Raw genomic sequence first — 16,931 nt, 5'->3', positions numbered from 1 at the left:
TTTTTTCAGTATTAGCGTTTCTTTTTCATTAGCGGAAAACGCATTCTGTAATCTACTTTTATTTTTCCTTTGGAAATATTTGTCAATTTCCCTTTAATCAAACGTTTTTTTAGAGATGATAGTTTATCTGTAAATAAAATACCTTCAATATGGTCATATTCGTGTTGTACTACTCTAGCAATCAACCCATCAAAAACTTCAACATGTTCTTTGAAATCTTCGTCCCGATATCTAATTGTTACTTTAGGTTTTCTAAAGACATCCTCTCTCACATCAGGAATACTCAAACAGCCTTCATTAAATGCCCATTCATCTCCTTCTTCTTCAAGAATTTCTGCATTGATAAATGTGCGTTGAAAATTTTTAAGCTGTAATTGCTCTTCTTCCGAATACGCATCGTCTTCAGAAAAAGGCTCGGTATCTACCAAAAAAATGCGTACAGGTAAACCAATTTGAGGTGCTGCCAATCCAACCCCATAAGCACCATACATTGTCTCTTTCATATTCTCAATGAGGGCATCGAGATTGGGATAGTCTTTTGTAATAGCTTTCGCTTTTTTTCTTAAAACTGGATCGCCATATGCTACAACTGGTAATATCATTATATAGTAATTTTCGGGTGCAAAAATACAATTCTTATTATTATTTCAGAACTTTTAAGATGGTTTTAAGAAGGATTGTATAAATAACTTTGCAGAATAATTGTTGCGCTAATTTCGTCTATTAGCGTTTTATCTTGACGTTGCTTTTTTTTAAGACCACTATCAATCATTGTTTGAAAAGCCATCTTTGAAGTAAAGCGTTCATCTACGCGCTTAACAGGAATATGCGGTATTTCTTTTTTTAATGCATTTAGAAACTTTGAAATTGATACCTCGCTTTCAGATGCTTCATAATTCATTTGCTTAGGCTCTCCTACTAATAGTAGTTCTACATTCTCCTCAGAAACATATGTCTTCAAAAAAGGCATTAATTCCTTAGTAGGAACAGTAGTAAGACCAGATGCAATAATTTGCAACTCATCTGTAACTGCTACTCCAGTTTGCTTGGTCCCATAATCTAAAGCTAATATTCTCGCCATGTTGCAAAGTTAATCTTATAATCCTGTTTATCCATTCTAATACCATAAAAAAACTCTTCTTTGTAGGTCAAAGAAGAGTTCTAAAATAATCAACTATTAATAAATCCATGAAACTATTCACCCTCTACCTTAAACAGTTCATGTTATAGTATTAAGACACACCTATTTTTAAAAAGTCACATTAAATTATAAAAAAAGCAAAAAACCTTTCTTGGGACTTAGAAAGGTTTAATAATGCTATTATAAAAAAAGGGTATATAGGGCTGTCGTAATTATTAACTCAAAACCAATTATTTAGACACATCTTTTTCTAAAAGGTCACATGATTCTAAAAAAAATAGAAAACTCTCCTAAGGGAGAAGGAGAGTTTTCACAAAAATTAGCTATTAATTATTAAAGTGTCAAAGCATATTTTTTTAGGGAAAATGCCCGACTATTAATAATTCACATTAATTAAGACACAGCACTTTTTAAAAGGTCACATATATTTTATTTTTTTATTTATCAAGTGGTTATTCTAAGAGATTATACTATTATCTTTGTGCAAATAGCAGATAAAAATTGATATGAAACAACTACAACAAACTATAGAAAACGCTTGGGATGATCGTTCATTACTATCAGATGAAAACACTATCAAAAGTATTAGACATGTGATTGACCTATTAGACAAAGGTACGTTGAGAGTGGCACAACCCACTGCAGACGGTTGGCAAGTTAATGAATGGGTAAAAAAAGCAGTAGTTCTTTATTTCCCAATTCAGAAAATGGAAACCTTAGAAGCAGGTATTTTCGAATATCACGATAAAATACCGCTTAAACGCGATTATGAAAAACGCGGAATAAGGGTTGTACCTAATGCTGTTGCTAGACATGGCGCTTATATATCACCAGGCACAATTTTAATGCCTAGTTACGTAAATATTGGTGCTTATGTTGATGAAGGTACTATGGTAGATACTTGGGCTACAGTTGGTAGCTGCGCTCAAATAGGCAAAAATGTTCATTTGTCTGGTGGCGTTGGAATTGGTGGTGTTTTAGAGCCACTGCAAGCTGCTCCTGTTATTATAGAAGATGGTGCCTTTATTGGCTCTCGCTGTATTGTTGTGGAAGGCGTAAGAATTGAAAAAGAAGCTGTTTTAGGAGCTAATGTCGTCTTGACAATGAGCACAAAAATTATTGATGTTACAGGTGAAGAACCAATTGAAATGAAAGGTATCGTTCCAGAGCGCTCAGTTGTGATTCCTGGCAGTTATACCAAAACATTTCCTGCTGGAAACTACAACGTCCCTTGTGCTTTAATTATTGGGAAACGAAAAGAAAGTACGAATAAAAAAACGTCATTAAATGATGCCCTTCGTGAGTATGATGTGGCCGTTTAATTCGCACATAAATGAATAATAAAGTTATCCTTTTTATAATATGTATTGTAACCGTTTCTTGCGGTAAAAATCAAGAATTGCACTTTATTGATTTTGTAGATATCGACGCCATTGAAAACGTCGAAATGTCTAATAACTCTGGAGTGTTTACTTTAAACAAGAAACAACTTATACAATTCAAAAAAGAAATAGCTTCTTTGACTTACGAGCCTAGTTACACGGTAAAAGTTGGCGCCATTAATATGAGTCTCACCATAAATGGAAAATCATATCTAATGGCAACAGCGACTCATGGTGACTATGTTGAAATAGATATTGGTTTAGTGACTAAGAATGCCTTTAAATTTGAGAACCCATTTTTTAAAACCAACGGCATAAATTTTGACAATTATAAAAAGGAGTAAAAAGAAAACGATTTGAAGATTTTAGTCATACAACAAAAAATGATTGGTGATGTACTCACAACAAGCATCTTATTTGAAGCTATAAAAGCCGAACATCCAGATGCAGAGCTTCACTATGTGATTAATTCTCATACATTTCCTGTAGTTGAAAACAATCCGTTTATTGACAAGTTTTTATTCTATACACCAGAGATGGAAGAAAGCAAATCGGCGTTTCTTTCATTTTTAAAGTCCTTAAAAAAGGAGCGCTATGACGCCGTTGTGGATGTTTACTCTAAGCTATCGAGTAATTTAATGACCAAGTTTTCGGGGGCAAAAATCAAAGTTTCGAAGCAAAAATGGTACACGAGTCACTTTTACACGCACACGTTTAAAGAACCTAAAACACCAAAAACAAAGGCAAGTGTTGCCATAGAACACCGATTGCAACTTCTAAAACCACTGTGCCAAAATATTCCAGAATACATTAAACCAAAAGTGTATTTAACACCCAAAGAAATTGAAACCTCAAAACAGTTTTTATTAAATGCTAATATCGACCTAACGAAATCAATATTCATGATTAGTGTGTTAGGGAGCGGAGAAAATAAAACCTATCCTCTTCCTCATATGGCAGACCTCATTGATACGATAGTGGAAGACACTGGTGGGCAGATTTTATTTAATTATATTCCAAAACAAATTGACGAAGCCAAAACCATCTATAACTTTTGTAATGCTAACACTAAGACACATATCTTTTTTGATGTCTTCGGAAAGAGCTTACGCGAATTTTTAGCCATTACACATCACTGTACTGCACTCATTGGTAATGAAGGAGGTGCCATTAATATGGCAAAAGCCTTAAATATTCCGACGTTTACAGTGTTTTCACCATGGATTTCTAAGGAGTCTTGGAATATGTTTGAAAATGACACATCAAATATATCAGTGCATTTAAAAGACTTTAAACCAGAACTGTACGAAGGAAAAACATTAAAAGAAGCTAAGAATAACGTTTTTTCTTTATATAAAAGCTTTCCTCCAGAATATATCATTCCGAAGCTAAAACAATACCTTAAACAGTTTTAACTGATTCTATCCCAAACGGTGTTTTAATCACCTTGTTTTGTTTGGTTGTTTTACGAATAGCATCATTTTTTTTAATCATGTCAGAGGTAACATATGCTCTTTCATGAAACAAATGCAAACAAATAGCGCTGTAACGAATTTGCTTAAACTTGATACCATAATTCATCAAACGCTCTCCTAATTCTCTATCTTCCCCTCCATATTGCATGCGTTCATCAAAACCATTTACAGTCAAAATATCAACTTTCCATGCAGATGCATTCATCCCATCAAAGGTGGCTTTAGTAGGTGTTATAAAATTTAAAAGCGCTGCTTTAAATTTAGACCTTGTGAGTTTGTTCATCTTAAAGGAGTTTGGCTGGCCATGAGACAGCAACCACGACTTATCAAAACATTGCTGTGAATTTATTTCTTCTAGACCAATAAGGTTTGAAACCTTATTGGTGAGTTTAAAATAACCTGAAGACAGCGCACAGCCTTTAGATCTATGTGCTAAATGTGTTTCAATAAAGTCAGCTCGCGCAAGACAATCGCCATCTGTATATATCAAATAATCACCTCTACTCGCTACAGTGGCTTTATTTAAAATTTTAGTTTTCTGAAACCCATTATCTTCTTGCCAAACATGTATGATTGGATAACTCATCTTTGTCTTCATGTCATTAATTAAAGCTCTGGTTTCTTCTGTAGAACCATCATCAGCAATAACAACTTCAAAATCATTTATAGTTTGTTGATTATAACTCCACAGCACTTTTTGCAACCAATTTGGTTTATTATAAGTACTTATGATAATAGAGACATCAAAGGTTTTCATTGTTTCAAAAATAGTTATTTTTACCAAATACTTTAGGTACTTATGATTAAGATTTCGGCAGTTATTATAACTTACAACGAAGAGAGGAATATAGAAAACTGTATGCGCTCGCTGATTGATGTTGTTGACGAAATTTTAGTAGTCGATTCTTATTCAACAGATCAAACAAAATCGATTTGTGAACGCTATAACGCTAGAGTCATTGAACAGAAGTTCTTAGGCTATATCGAACAGAAAAATTTCGCCCTAGAACAAGCAACTTATAACCATGTTGTTTCCTTAGATGGCGATGAATCTCTTTCAGAACAACTTCAAGAATCTATTCGTCATTTAAAAACCAATTGGCAATTTGATGGATATTACTGCAATCGTTTTAATAACTTTTGCGGACAATGGATTAAGCATTCAGATTGGTATCCAAACAAAAAATTACGTGTATTTGACCGAAGAAAAGGAATGTGGAAAGGTATAAATCCTCACGATGAAATTAAGTTGCACACATCGACCTCATCAAGAGGAAAGCTAAAAGGGGATATTTTACATCTCACTTACCAGAGTTATTCAGAATTTAACCAAAAAATAGAGCGCTTTTCAACGATATCAGCCCAATCTTATTATGATTTAGGTAAAAAAGCACCTATTTGGAAAATTATCATAAATCCGTGTTGGGCATTTTTCAAATCGTATATCTTAAGGCTAGGTTTTTTAGATGGATTTAATGGTTATGTCATTTGCAAGCAAACGGCAAATATTACATTCTTAAAGTATTCTAAGTTGAGAGAACTTTATAAGAAAAAAGCCTAAGACTTCTTCTTTCGCCAGAATAAAATTTTATTCTTGAGCCGTCTTTTACGATGGTATTTATTCTGAAATTCTTGAGTGAAGTTCCACATCAAATTAAAAATGGTATCGTAAGATTCCCCAGAACATTTCGCATACTCATCGCTCATAGTCTCAATCATAGATTTATGAATCGTAAGTTTAGCGAAATTTTTAATTCGGGTTTCAAAGCTCATAGGTTGGAATTCCATCCTATTTAAATCAACCAAATAAAAATCGTAGCTACCATCTCTCCTATTAATGAGCGTGTTGCCAGGTGAATGATCTAAAAAATTTATATCCTTTTGATGCAAGTAAAACGTAAATCTCGTAAACGCTCTTAGAATGTCTTCATGATCAGGAATTTCAAAATCTGTGGTTAATTCTCGATATGTCAAATCGTAGGCTACAAACGAACTTATATAATAGCTTGTTCGTAATCCTAACCAATTAAAATTCTCAATATACTCAATAGGTTCTGGTGTACCAACACCAAGTGCCTTTAGTTTAGAGGCGTATTCGAAGGAGCGCTTTGCCTTGCTTTTTCTAAAATAGCGATAAGCAATTTTATTGATTAAATTTGGGATTTTAAACGCCTTAATAACAACTTCCCTGCCATCACCCAAAGTATGTTTGGTCACTAAATTTCTATCAGACTGTAAGGTCTTTGCTGAATTCTCATTGGCTTGATTGGCTATGATTTTAGCTATTTCTTCTCGATATTTATGCAACTCCAACCTGATATTTATTCATTGGGTAAAATTATAAAATTATCCACTACATTTGCAACAAGCTTATCATAAATTATAATGCCAAAACAAACGGTCTATATCTTACATAAAAATGGTGCCGACAGTCACTATACTGCCTTACAGTTTTTGCTTCAACAAGAACATATACATCTTGAGTATCGCGAGTTTTCTGTGTTGAGTAAGTTAGTAAAATCATTGACCAAATTTAATTTTAAACTCTTTAGAAAGCAACTTACTAATGCCGCTTTCATGATTGGTTTATTATTTTCTAAAGACAAAAAAATCGTTTTAGGTATTGCTCCTTTTGATTCTAAATTGGTTAGTTTATTAAGCTATCTGGATAAGCATCAAGTGTATTATCACACGTCTTGGACGTTTTGGGATAAGAACTTTCATCCTAAAACCAAGAACAATTCGCCTAAGGTATTTGCAACTTGGAAATCTTTTCTGGAAGATAAGGTAACGCACATATTTGCAGTAACCCAACAAAGTAAATCTCAGCTGTTAGAAAAATATACTATAAAAGATAATAATATAAGTGTTGTTTGTCATGCTATAGATAAGGCTTTTACACAAGATATTGAACCTAATAGGACACGCCATAGTTTTATTTACCTTGGACGATTAGTGCCTCAAAAGGGTATTGATGAGATACTTCAATTTTTCTCTAATCATCCTAAATGTTCAATTACGATAGTTGGAAAAGGACCTCAGCAACAACTGGTTGAAGAACATGCAAAAGAACATGATAATATCAATTACATAAAGCATACATCTAACAAAACCGCTTTAGCCAAGCTATTGAGCACTCATGAGTATGTGTTGCTAAATTCTAAAAGAAATAGAAAGTGGGAAGAATTATTTGGCTTGATTATTATTGAAAGTATGGCTCAGGGTTTAATTCCAATTGCTCCTAATCATTCAGGTCCAAATGAAATTATCACCAAAGATATCGGCTATATTTTTAATGAAGGACACATAATACCAATGCTCGAACAGGTTGCCGGACTTGATCGTTTTAATGAGGAAATGTCGCAACAAGCTAAGAAAAAATCTGTATTTTATTTACCTGAAAACATTGCTAAATATTGGCAAGCAATATTAGATTAACCATGATTGATGTAAGCTGTATTCTAATAAATTATAACACGTCTCAATATACCATAGATTGTATTAAATCTATAATTGAAAATACGCGAGATACCATTAGCTATGAAATCATAGTTATTGATAATGCCTCAAAACTTGATGATTACAAGACATTAAAAACTGGCGTTGATCAATTAAATGTTGCACAAGCAAAACTTGTAAGAAGTAAAATAAATGTAGGATTTGGAGCAGGAAACATGTTAGGTGTTCAATATGCCTCGACCTGTAAGTATTATGCGTTTATTAATAATGACACCTTGCAAGTGAGTGAGAATTGTTTACTGCGATTAAAAGAATTCATGGAGCGTACTCCTGATGCGGCTGTATGTTCTCCTCAAATGTTAGATGAGCATAAGAAGTTTAGAGTAACCATAGATCACTTTTCATCTATTCAACGCGAAATTTTAAGACGACCATTACTTGAAACTTTATTTCCATCTACCTATCTCAACAGAAAAAAAACGTACGATAAGCCTACAAAAGTGCATTATGTACAAGGATCTTTTATGTTCATTGATGCTAGTGATTTTGATCATATAGGTGGTTTTGACACTAATTTGTTTCTATATTATGAAGAATCCGATGTGAGTAGAAGGCTTTTAAAGCAACTAAAAAAGTATACTTATCTGTTGCCAGATTTAGAGTATATACATTATAAAAGTGCCAGTATAAAGAAGAACATAGCTATTAAAATAGAACAGAAAATAGCGCTTTTGTATTATATAAAAAAACACTTTGGTTGGCTCCATCATAAAATTCTTCTAATCTATTACAGTATTCGTTATTTTTTCACTTCTATCATCAAACCTCAATATTGGCAGTTGTTTTATATCTTTTTAATTGGCGCACCTTTGTCAAAATCTTTAAAACAAAAACAAAAAATAAATCAAGAATAACCTATAACCATCAACAAAGTATATAATGGACTATAATAACAAATCAAATACATATTATAAAAACACAAGAGAGGAAATGCTCGAGTTTTTTCCTACTAATGCCAAAACTGTTTTAGATGTAGGTTGTGGTGAAGGTGCATTTGCGGCACTTATTAAGGAAAAATATAAAACGGAAACTTGGGGCATTGAATATATGGAAGATCACGGCAAACAAGCCGAAAAAGTCTTAGACAAAGTTTTTATTGGACCATGTGAGAACTTCATCGAGAGTTTACCCGATAATCATTTTGATGTCATTTATTGTAATGATGTTTTAGAGCACCTTGTTGATCCGGAATGGGTATTAGAAAATATACAATCTAAGTTAACAGAAAATGGTATTATCATAAGTTCTATACCAAACATGAGGTATCACAGTGCCCTAAAAAAGTTAGTCATTAATAAGAGTTGGGAATACGAACGAAGTGGTGTTATGGATAAAACGCATTTACGCTGGTTTACTAAAAAAAGTATTAGGAACATGTATGAGCGTTTAGGCTATGAAGTCGTAACCCACAAAGGCATTAATAAAACAAGATCAATAAAACCTTATCTTTACAACATCCCTTTATTATTTACAGCGACAGATATGTTTTTTGTGCAATATGCAACTGTGGCGAGAAAAGCGAAATAGCAGACCTATATCATGAGGAAATTCAAGAATGTTTTTGCAAAATTATTTAGATTATTATTTGGTAAATCGCCAAGTGATTTCAAAAAAATTCCTGTTTTCATAAACAACTATAACAGATTAACAACAACCTTAAAACTTATTGAGGCTTTAGAAAAGCGCGGGTACACAAACATCCATATTTTAGATAACAAGTCAACCTATCCGCCGCTCCTCGAATACTATAAAAGCACACCTTACGAAGTACATTACCTTGAAAAAAACTTTGGTTCAAAAGCGTTTTGGAAAAGTGGTTTGTGGTTAAAATTTGTGACATCGTATTATGTATACACAGATCCCGATGTTGTTCCAATTGAGGAATGCCCAGACAATTTTTTAGAGCATTTCTACGGGTTGCTAAAAAAATATCCTAAGGCTCACAAAGTAGGTTTTTCATTGAAAATCAACGATTTACCTGACAACTACGATAATAAAGAAAAAGTTATTGAATGGGAAAGTAAATTTTTCGAAAACGCCATTGAAGAGAACGTCTATATGGCAGCAATCGATACTACTTTTGCCCTATATCGTCCGTTTTCTAAACTCGGGCAAAGAGATCACAGAACCTTAACACTTAGAACTGAAAAACCCTTTCAAGCAAGACATTTGCCTTGGTACATTGACTCTAATAACTTAGATGAAGAGGAATTGTATTATATCAATTCATTAGAAACAAGAACAGGTTGGTCTCGACAAAACAAATAAACTAAGAAAAATTCTCGACATTTGCTTTTCTGAAATATCATATGGCGACCATAAATACTATTGAAATAGAAAACGCCTTGTCTGCTCTTAAGCAAGGAAAACTTATTCTTTACCCAACAGATACTGTTTGGGGTATTGGTTGTGATGCTACTAATTTTGAAGCCGTAAAAAAAGTATACCAACTAAAGCAACGTGCAGATTCGAAAGCATTAATTTGTCTGGTCAACAACTATTCAATGCTAGAAAAACATATAGACAATGTGCCTTCTTTGGCATACAATATTTTAGATTTGGCAGTAAGACCAACTACCATTATTTATGATAATCCTGCGGGAGTTGCCGAAAATTTAATAGCACCAGATAATACAATCGCTATTAGAGTTGTAAAGCATTCGTTTTGTGAACAACTCATCAAATTATTAAAAAAACCACTCGTATCAACTTCGGCTAATATTAGCGGTCAACCAACACCAGCATCATTTAAAGAAATAAGTGAAGAGATTTTAAAAGGTGTTGACTATGTCGTAAATTTGCAAGACGAAAAAAGTGACACAGTGCCATCCTCGATAATTAAATTGGATAGTGATGGTTGTATAAAAATCATACGAGAGTAAGTACGTTTCGTGCAATTGTAACAATGAATTATAAGCAAGCATTACAACATCCCATTTTTGAGGTTATCACAACATCTGCAAAAGAATTAGGCCTAGACACTTATGTTATAGGTGGTTTCGTTCGTGACTACATGTTAAATCGGGGTAAGCATAAAGATATTGATGTTGTTGCTATAGGAAGTGGTATTGCCCTTGCTAAGCAAGTTTCAAAAAATTTACCAAACCAACCAAAAGTTCAGGTATTTAAAACCTATGGCACAGCAATGCTTGTCTATGAAGGTATGGATATCGAATTTGTTGGTGCTCGTAAAGAATCTTACACCGAAAATAGTAGAAACCCAATTGTTGAGAACGGAACCCTTCAAGACGATCAAAACAGACGCGACTTTACAATTAATGCTATGGCTTTAAATTTATCTGAAGTACATTTTGGGGAGTTACTTGATCCTTTTAATGGTGTTCAAGATCTTAAAGATAAAATCATTCGCACACCTTTAGATCCAGCAATTACGTATAGTGATGATCCACTAAGAATGATGCGAGCTATTAGATTTGCTACGCAACTTAATTTTACAATAGAAGCGAAATCTTTAGAAGCCATTTCTGAACATAATCATCGTATTAACATCATTACTAAAGAACGTATCGTTGTTGAACTCAATAAAATTCTTGAAAGTGATAAACCTTCAATTGGCTTTTTGCATTTAGAAAAAACAGGACTCTTAAAAAGCATAATGCCCGAGCTAACTGCATTAAAAGGTATTGATGAAGTTGAAGGACAAACACATAAAGATAATTTTTATCACACATTAGAAGTGGTTGATAATATTGCCAAAACAACAGACAATCTCTGGTTACGTTGGGCGGCTCTTCTTCACGATATTGGCAAAGCACCTACAAAAAAATTTAGTAAAAAAATAGGTTGGACGTTTCATGCGCACGAATTTGAAGGCGCCAAGATGGTATATCATTTGTTTAAACGACTTAAAATGCCATTGAATGATAAAATGAAATTCGTTCAAAAAATGGTGTTTATGAGCTCACGTCCTATTGTACTTGCACAAGATATTGTTACAGATTCTGCAGTGAGGCGCTTAGTTTTTGATGCTGGAGATTATGTTGAAGACTTAATGACATTATGCGAAGCAGACATTACTACAAAGAATCCTAAAAAGTTTAATAAGTATCATAATAACTTCAAAATTGTACGCCAAAAAATTGAAGAGGTAGAAGCACGGGATCATGTGCGTAATTTTCAACCTCCAATTTCAGGAGAAGAAATTATGAAGACTTTTAATCTTAAACCATCTCGAGAAATTGGTCAAATTAAGGAAGTTATTAAAGAGGCCATTCTAGAGGGTGAGATTCCTAATGACTATAATGCGGCATTTGAATTAATGCTCAAAGCAGGAGAAAAACTTGGCTTAAAAGCGAATATATGAGTGTAGCTCAAAACATAAGAAATGTTCTAATAACGGTTATACTCTTAACTGTTATGTCCTGCAAAAGCTCAAGATTTTCCTATAAAAAAGGTGATCAAAGTATAGAACTTTTGATTCCTAATAATGAACTCCTTATTAATACAGACGACATATCTACCAATTATGCCACATTAAAACTTACAAATATTAACCCGTCAAAATTGGCAATAACTGGTGTTGGAGTGAGCATTGACAAGAGTAGTCATAATGGTAATATGTATTTAAAAATCCTTTCGCGCAAGGACTATTATAAAGGTCAAAACACGTATGATCTTAATGTATCATATAGAACAAATGGGGAACTATTTCAGCATAAATTTCAAATACCAATTAGATTAATAAAGAACAAGTCTTAATAATAGAACACTCCTGACGATATCTAATGACCTAAGTACATCTTTGGAGTGACAATATAAATGCACCATTATGATTAAAATCATAAGAACAGATTCAAAAAATAGTGATTTTAGCGGTCTGGTTAAAAAATTAGATGCTTATCTAAAAATAACAGATGGCGATGAGCACGAGTTTTATAACCAGTTTAATGGCATTACTATTTTAGAGCACGTTGTTGTTGCCTATTTAAACGACCAACCTGTAGGTTGTGGTGCCTTTAAACGTTTTGGTGATTCTAGTGTTGAAATTAAACGCATGTATACCATGCCAAAAACAAGAGGCCAAGGCATTGCAACAAAAATTTTAAACCACCTTGAAAATTGGGCTAAAGAACTCAATTATTCATCTTGTGTTTTAGAAACGGGTATTCGCCAAAAAGAGGCCGTTCAATTTTATAAAAAAAACAAATACACAATTATCCCAAAGTATGGTCAATATGTAAATATGGATAACAGTTTGTGTTTTGAAAAATTAATTTAATTATGCAAAAATCATTTAGAAGATTTGCCAAAATAGCATTAGTTCTTGTTTATCTCGTTATCATTGCAGGTGCTGTTGTTCGTATGACAGGCTCTGGTATGGGCTGCCCTGATTGGCCAAAATGTTTTGGATATTACATACCTCCTACCGATGTATCTCAATTGCAATTTAAACCTAATCAAACCTATAAAAAGGGCATCGTTATTATCAAAGACGAAGCATTACTTGTTGCTACCAAAGATTTTAAATCTTCCGAAACCATTAACCTCAATAATTGGGAAACGTATACAAAGCATGATTATGCAACTTTTAATCCAACACACACTTGGGTAGAGTATATAAACAGATTGTGTGGTGCGCTGTCTGGCATTCCAATTCTCATATTTACATTTTTATCTTTTTGGTTATGGCGAAAAAATAAATGGTTAACTATTATTTCTGTTGCCACTGTTTTTGGAATGGGCTTTCAAGCCTGGCTGGGTAAAACGGTTGTAGATTCTAATTTAGCACCATACAAAATCACCATTCATATGGTCATGGCAATGGTCATTGTTGCTTTTATATTGTATTTAATTTATGCTTCAAAACTAACATTCAAAGATCAAAAATTCGATGTAACATTTAGAAATGTAATCCTAGCCGCTATCCTATTATCATTAGTTCAGATTATTCTTGGAACTCAAGTAAGACAACTTATTGATGAACAGGTTAAAGCAATTGGTTACGTAAAATCAGAATGGCTTAGTAATCCCACTTTGAAATTTTATGTGCATCGTAGCTTTTCTGTCCTTGTTTTACTTTTAAACGGCTGGCTGTATCTTCGTCATAGAAAATATAATTTAGGCTATGGAAAAACAAGATTATTAATGCTATGTATCATTGCCGAAATTGTTACTGGTATGGTCATGTACTACTTCGATTTCCCTTTCTTATCGCAACCACTACATCTTGTAATTGCTCTTGTAATGTTTGGTATTCAGTTTTATATTTTTCTTGAAAGTCGCCATAAAAAAGCACTGTTAACTTAAAACTTTATTTGTACATTAGTAGTATCTTTGCGGCATAATTGATGACAATGATTTACAGATTTAGGGTTATACTTGATAACGATACCGAAGACGATATTTTTAGAGATATCGAAATTCGAGAAACAGACTCGCTTGAAGACTTACACAATACGATAACACAGTCTTTTGGTTTTGACGGACTAGAAATGGCGTCGTTTTATCTTAGTAATGACACCTGGGAACAGGGTGAAGAAATTTCTATGTTTGATGTCAGTGAAGGACCAAACGCAGTGCGTGTTATGGCCGAAACAACATTAAATGAAGTTGTTCATGAGGCGCAAACTAAACTCATTTATGTATATGATTTTTTAAGCATGTGGACTTTCTATGTGGAACTAGCTGAAATTGTAGATGAAGCCGATGGTACCGACTACCCTAACCTTATGTTTGTGCATGGTCAAATTCCAGATGCCGCTCCAGAAAAATCATTCGAAGCCGATGACTTAAATGATGATTTTGACGGACTTGATGATGATATTGATGTTGGTGATTATGACAATTTAGATTTTGACGAAAACTGGAATTAATCTGTAGTAATAATGAGTGATTTTTGGTTTTATTTAAAGGAAGGCATTAACCATATTTTAGATCCCGAAGGCTTAGATCATTTTTATTTTATTCTCTCATTTTGCTTACTCTATACGTTTAAAGATTGGAAAAAAATCTTAGGACTTGTAACTGCATTCACTATTGGTCATTGCATTACACTATTTTTATCTGGCCTCGATATGGTTTCTATAAATCCAGATCATATTGAAGCCCTTATTCCTATTACTATTTTACTAAGTTGCATCCATAATTTTTGGGTCATTTTAAAAGACAAAAACACCAAACCACAGCTTACAATAACCTATCTTATTTTGTTGGCTTTCGGACTCATTCATGGTCTTGGTTTTTCCAATTACATTAAAAGATTAATTTTTGACGATGAGTCTATTGTTTTACCGCTCTTAGGCTTTAATGTTGGTATTGAACTTGCTCAATTACTTATTGTCGCTGGATTCTTATCCCTAATTTCTATTGTTGCTATCGTTGCAAAAAAGCATACAAAATGGGTAAGACTTGGTGTAAACTTAATAATTACGATATTCGTATTGAAACTATTATTTCTAGATTAAGTTCATCACAAAATGTGGTCAATACCTTTTTTGTAACAAATCTAATTTCTAGTCGTCTTACTTAAATAATCAACCACTGTAGGCAAAAACCCTACAGAAAAATCAATCAAATTTTGGAATCAATTTTAACCATTAACAATCTTACCAAGAAATTTGGGTACCTCACTGCTGTTAAAGATTTGTCGTTTACTATTAATAAGGGCAATGTATATGGCATTTTAGGACCAAACGGAAGTGGTAAATCAACAACACTTGGAATCGTTTTAAATGTGGTCAACGAAACATCTGGTGACTTTCACTGGTTTGATGGCAACGTTACAACGCATGATGCGCTTAAAAAAGTGGGTGCTATTATAGAACGACCAAATTTTTATCCTTACATGACAGCCGAACAAAATTTAAAGCTCGTCTGTAGAATAAAAGGTGTAGATCAAAGTAAAATTCACGAAAAACTAGAAGTCGTAGGGCTTTTAGACCGAAAAGATCATAAGTTCAAAACCTATTCATTAGGTATGAAACAGCGTTTAGCAATTGCTTCGGCTTTACTTAATGATCCTGAAATTTTAATACTTGACGAACCTACAAACGGTCTAGATCCTCAAGGAATTCATCAAATACGTCAAATCATAAAAGATATTGCCAACTCAGGAACCACTATACTTTTAGCATCTCACCTTCTGGATGAAGTTGAAAAGGTATGTTCTCATGTTGTTGTACTTAGAAAAGGAGAAAAGCTGTATTCTGGTCGTGTTGATGAGATGATTTCTAGTCATGGCTTTTTTGAGCTTAAATCCGAAAAACACGATGATTTAATAGGCTTACTTGAAAATCACAAATCATTTGGAAATATAAAGGTTGAAGACGGCTTAATCACGGCGTTTTTAAATGAACCTATGGATGCACAAACATTCAATATCTTAATGTTTGAAAAGAACATTGTCCTATCTCATCTTGTTAAACGTAAAGAAAGTTTGGAAGAACAATTCTTGCAATTAACAGACAACAATTAATCATCAATCAAAACCGGTCTGAAATCATTTCAGATCTTATAAAAAACCAACCACCATGTTTAGATTATTACAGTTAGAACTTCAAAAATTACTCCTCAATAGAGCGAGTAAGGTTCTTATTTTTATATCATTCATTCTACCCTTTTTTGTAATTATTCTGTCATCTCTTAAAATTAACTTCTTTGGGTTTTTCGTCTTAGAACTAGGAGATTATGGGCTTTTCAACTTTCCTATAGTATGGCATATCACGACGTTTTTTGCCTCGCAATTTAAGTTCTTTTTTGCCATCGTCGTCGTAAGTATGATTGGTAATGAATATAGCAATAAAACGCTCAAACAGAACCTCATCGATGGCTTGAGTAAAAAGGAATTTATACTGTCTAAATTCTATACGATTGTATTTTTCTCGGCAGTTGCTACTATTTTAATATTCATAATTTGCCTTTGTATAGGTCTCTATTATTCGAGCATTAATGAGGCGCATCTTATTTTTAGAGAAACCGAATTTCTATTCGCCTATTTCTTGAAACTTGTAGGATTCTTTAGTTTATGTCTATTCTTAGGAATGCTCGTAAAACGCTCGGCATTTGCCTTAGCATTTTTATTCGTACTCTATATTTTGGAGTGGATTATTTTCGGACTCATAACGTGGAGAGCAGATGTTGATCTTGCTGAAAAAATTCAAAACTTTTTCCCATTAAAATCAATGTACAAGCTCATCGATCAACCGTTTCAAAGAATTGCTATTTCAAAAGCACCTAACGGTCAAGAGTTCTTGTATGACTTTGGCGTACATTGGCATGAGATCGCAATTGTAATGGCTTGGACTGCCTTATTTATCTTTTTATCGTATAGATTATTAAAAAAGCGAGATTTGTAATATCTTTATTGGCTTAGGTGTCTATTGTTTGCATGTTTTAATGTTGTTAATTTTCCGAAGAAAAAAGTAGGACTTCCAACGCCGAAACTGTTTAATAACT

Annotated in this window: 21 protein-coding genes; 17 read left to right on the top strand and 4 right to left on the bottom strand. The window is 33.3% G+C overall.

Annotated elements, in window-relative coordinates; translation table 11 throughout:
* Window positions 1-11: 11 nt before the first annotated feature.
* On the bottom strand, window positions 12-602 hold the full coding sequence (gene def, locus Q0787_RS17385; RefSeq protein WP_298904268.1) for a peptide deformylase: 591 nt from the start codon (window positions 600-602) through the stop codon (window positions 12-14).
* Between the two features lie 65 nt (window positions 603-667).
* A complete protein-coding gene (gene ruvX / locus Q0787_RS17380) occupies window positions 668-1,081 on the bottom strand; it encodes a Holliday junction resolvase RuvX (protein WP_298904266.1) in 414 nt (137 codons plus the stop codon).
* A gap of 566 nt (window positions 1,082-1,647) precedes the next feature.
* Here ruvX and Q0787_RS17375 point away from each other — a divergent pair.
* Genes Q0787_RS17375 through Q0787_RS17365 form a run of 3 tightly spaced genes read left to right on the top strand, consistent with a single transcriptional unit; the run spans window position 1,648 to window position 3,938 of the window.
* Entirely contained in the window at window positions 1,648-2,463 is an 816-nt protein-coding gene (locus Q0787_RS17375) for a 2,3,4,5-tetrahydropyridine-2,6-dicarboxylate N-succinyltransferase (protein WP_298904264.1), read from the top strand.
* Window positions 2,464-2,474: 11 nt separating this feature from the next.
* Complete coding sequence (locus Q0787_RS17370; protein ID WP_298904262.1) at window positions 2,475-2,867, top strand: hypothetical protein; 393 nt, start codon at window positions 2,475-2,477, stop codon at window positions 2,865-2,867.
* 12 nt (window positions 2,868-2,879) lie between these two features.
* A complete protein-coding gene (locus tag Q0787_RS17365) occupies window positions 2,880-3,938 on the top strand; it encodes a glycosyltransferase family 9 protein (RefSeq protein ID WP_298904260.1) in 1,059 nt (352 codons plus the stop codon).
* Here the strand turns inward: Q0787_RS17365 and Q0787_RS17360 are convergent.
* A complete protein-coding gene (locus tag Q0787_RS17360; protein ID WP_298904258.1) occupies window positions 3,925-4,755 on the bottom strand; it encodes a glycosyltransferase family 2 protein in 831 nt (276 codons plus the stop codon). The two genes, Q0787_RS17365 and Q0787_RS17360, sit on opposite strands and share 14 nt — an antisense overlap.
* A 42-nt stretch (window positions 4,756-4,797) precedes the next feature.
* Here Q0787_RS17360 and Q0787_RS17355 point away from each other — a divergent pair, with 42 nt between their 5' ends.
* Complete coding sequence (locus Q0787_RS17355) at window positions 4,798-5,559, top strand: glycosyltransferase family 2 protein (RefSeq protein WP_298904256.1); 762 nt, start codon at window positions 4,798-4,800, stop codon at window positions 5,557-5,559.
* On the opposite strand, the gene Q0787_RS17350 is transcribed toward Q0787_RS17355, so the two are convergent.
* Entirely contained in the window at window positions 5,556-6,305 is a 750-nt protein-coding gene (locus Q0787_RS17350) for a Kdo domain containing protein (RefSeq protein WP_298904254.1), read from the bottom strand. The two genes, Q0787_RS17355 and Q0787_RS17350, sit on opposite strands and share 4 nt — an antisense overlap.
* A gap of 78 nt (window positions 6,306-6,383) precedes the next feature.
* Here Q0787_RS17350 and Q0787_RS17345 point away from each other — a divergent pair, with 78 nt between their 5' ends.
* The 13 genes from Q0787_RS17345 (at window position 6,384) to Q0787_RS17285 (ending at window position 16,831) form a co-directional block, all read left to right on the top strand.
* Window positions 6,384-7,436 (top strand): glycosyltransferase, encoded by a 1,053-nt coding sequence (locus tag Q0787_RS17345; RefSeq protein ID WP_298904252.1) that lies wholly within the window; start codon window positions 6,384-6,386, stop codon window positions 7,434-7,436.
* A complete protein-coding gene (locus Q0787_RS17340; protein WP_298904250.1) occupies window positions 7,415-8,371 on the top strand; it encodes a glycosyltransferase family 2 protein in 957 nt (318 codons plus the stop codon). The genes Q0787_RS17345 and Q0787_RS17340 overlap by 22 nt, the downstream gene beginning before the upstream one ends.
* A 25-nt stretch (window positions 8,372-8,396) precedes the next feature.
* Window positions 8,397-9,044 (top strand): class I SAM-dependent methyltransferase, encoded by a 648-nt coding sequence (locus tag Q0787_RS17335; RefSeq protein ID WP_298904248.1) that lies wholly within the window; start codon window positions 8,397-8,399, stop codon window positions 9,042-9,044.
* Between the two features lie 12 nt (window positions 9,045-9,056).
* On the top strand, window positions 9,057-9,785 hold the full coding sequence (locus Q0787_RS17330; protein ID WP_298904246.1) for a glycosyltransferase family 2 protein: 729 nt from the start codon (window positions 9,057-9,059) through the stop codon (window positions 9,783-9,785).
* 41 nt (window positions 9,786-9,826) lie between these two features.
* On the top strand, window positions 9,827-10,399 hold the full coding sequence (locus tag Q0787_RS17325) for an L-threonylcarbamoyladenylate synthase (protein WP_298904244.1): 573 nt from the start codon (window positions 9,827-9,829) through the stop codon (window positions 10,397-10,399).
* A gap of 23 nt (window positions 10,400-10,422) precedes the next feature.
* Window positions 10,423-11,841 (top strand): HD domain-containing protein, encoded by a 1,419-nt coding sequence (locus Q0787_RS17320; RefSeq protein WP_298904242.1) that lies wholly within the window; start codon window positions 10,423-10,425, stop codon window positions 11,839-11,841.
* Window positions 11,838-12,236 carry a hypothetical protein gene (locus tag Q0787_RS17315; protein WP_298904240.1) on the top strand — a complete coding sequence of 133 codons (399 nt, stop codon included), beginning with the start codon at window positions 11,838-11,840 and terminating at the stop codon, window positions 12,234-12,236. Before Q0787_RS17320 ends, Q0787_RS17315 begins: the two co-directional genes overlap by 4 nt.
* Window positions 12,237-12,306: 70 nt before the next feature.
* Window positions 12,307-12,756 carry a GNAT family N-acetyltransferase gene (locus tag Q0787_RS17310; protein WP_298904238.1) on the top strand — a complete coding sequence of 150 codons (450 nt, stop codon included), beginning with the start codon at window positions 12,307-12,309 and terminating at the stop codon, window positions 12,754-12,756.
* Window positions 12,757-12,758: 2 nt separating this feature from the next.
* On the top strand, window positions 12,759-13,784 hold the full coding sequence (locus Q0787_RS17305) for a heme A synthase (protein ID WP_298904236.1): 1,026 nt from the start codon (window positions 12,759-12,761) through the stop codon (window positions 13,782-13,784).
* A 47-nt stretch (window positions 13,785-13,831) separates the two neighbouring features.
* Window positions 13,832-14,350, top strand: a complete 519-nt coding sequence (locus Q0787_RS17300) for a hypothetical protein (protein ID WP_298904234.1) — start codon at window positions 13,832-13,834, stop codon at window positions 14,348-14,350.
* Between the two features lie 12 nt (window positions 14,351-14,362).
* Window positions 14,363-14,941, top strand: coding sequence for a HupE/UreJ family protein (locus Q0787_RS17295; protein WP_298904232.1), 579 nt, complete (start codon window positions 14,363-14,365; stop codon window positions 14,939-14,941).
* A 113-nt stretch (window positions 14,942-15,054) separates the two neighbouring features.
* Complete coding sequence (locus tag Q0787_RS17290) at window positions 15,055-15,951, top strand: ABC transporter ATP-binding protein (protein WP_298904228.1); 897 nt, start codon at window positions 15,055-15,057, stop codon at window positions 15,949-15,951.
* Between the two features lie 55 nt (window positions 15,952-16,006).
* Window positions 16,007-16,831 (top strand): ABC transporter permease subunit, encoded by an 825-nt coding sequence (locus Q0787_RS17285; protein ID WP_298904226.1) that lies wholly within the window; start codon window positions 16,007-16,009, stop codon window positions 16,829-16,831.
* The last annotated feature ends 100 nt before the right edge of the window (window positions 16,832-16,931 follow it).

Origin of the sequence: uncultured Psychroserpens sp. (assembly GCF_947492715.1) — a bacterium.
Classification (GTDB): domain Bacteria; phylum Bacteroidota; class Bacteroidia; order Flavobacteriales; family Flavobacteriaceae; genus Psychroserpens.
This window is presented reverse-complemented; position numbering and strand designations above follow the sequence as displayed.

What these genes read in the sequence shown, in the direction of transcription:
- def (WP_298904268.1), bottom strand. Translation starts at nt 602, where the DNA reads ATGATATTACCAGTTGTAGCATATGGCGATCCAGTTTTAAGAAAAAAA.
- ruvX (WP_298904266.1), bottom strand. Translation starts at nt 1,081, where the DNA reads ATGGCGAGAATATTAGCTTTAGATTATGGGACCAAGCAAACTGGAGTA.
- Q0787_RS17375 (WP_298904264.1), top strand. Translation starts at nt 1,648, where the DNA reads ATGAAACAACTACAACAAACTATAGAAAACGCTTGGGATGATCGTTCA.
- Q0787_RS17370 (WP_298904262.1), top strand. Translation starts at nt 2,475, where the DNA reads ATGAATAATAAAGTTATCCTTTTTATAATATGTATTGTAACCGTTTCT.
- Q0787_RS17360 (WP_298904258.1), bottom strand. Translation starts at nt 4,755, where the DNA reads ATGAAAACCTTTGATGTCTCTATTATCATAAGTACTTATAATAAACCA.
- Q0787_RS17355 (WP_298904256.1), top strand. Translation starts at nt 4,798, where the DNA reads ATGATTAAGATTTCGGCAGTTATTATAACTTACAACGAAGAGAGGAAT.
- Q0787_RS17345 (WP_298904252.1), top strand. Translation starts at nt 6,384, where the DNA reads ATGCCAAAACAAACGGTCTATATCTTACATAAAAATGGTGCCGACAGT.
- Q0787_RS17335 (WP_298904248.1), top strand. Translation starts at nt 8,397, where the DNA reads ATGGACTATAATAACAAATCAAATACATATTATAAAAACACAAGAGAG.
- Q0787_RS17330 (WP_298904246.1), top strand. Translation starts at nt 9,057, where the DNA reads ATGAGGAAATTCAAGAATGTTTTTGCAAAATTATTTAGATTATTATTT.
- Q0787_RS17325 (WP_298904244.1), top strand. Translation starts at nt 9,827, where the DNA reads ATGGCGACCATAAATACTATTGAAATAGAAAACGCCTTGTCTGCTCTT.
- Q0787_RS17320 (WP_298904242.1), top strand. Translation starts at nt 10,423, where the DNA reads ATGAATTATAAGCAAGCATTACAACATCCCATTTTTGAGGTTATCACA.
- Q0787_RS17315 (WP_298904240.1), top strand. Translation starts at nt 11,838, where the DNA reads ATGAGTGTAGCTCAAAACATAAGAAATGTTCTAATAACGGTTATACTC.
- Q0787_RS17310 (WP_298904238.1), top strand. Translation starts at nt 12,307, where the DNA reads ATGATTAAAATCATAAGAACAGATTCAAAAAATAGTGATTTTAGCGGT.
- Q0787_RS17305 (WP_298904236.1), top strand. Translation starts at nt 12,759, where the DNA reads ATGCAAAAATCATTTAGAAGATTTGCCAAAATAGCATTAGTTCTTGTT.
- Q0787_RS17300 (WP_298904234.1), top strand. Translation starts at nt 13,832, where the DNA reads ATGATTTACAGATTTAGGGTTATACTTGATAACGATACCGAAGACGAT.
- Q0787_RS17295 (WP_298904232.1), top strand. Translation starts at nt 14,363, where the DNA reads ATGAGTGATTTTTGGTTTTATTTAAAGGAAGGCATTAACCATATTTTA.
- Q0787_RS17285 (WP_298904226.1), top strand. Translation starts at nt 16,007, where the DNA reads ATGTTTAGATTATTACAGTTAGAACTTCAAAAATTACTCCTCAATAGA.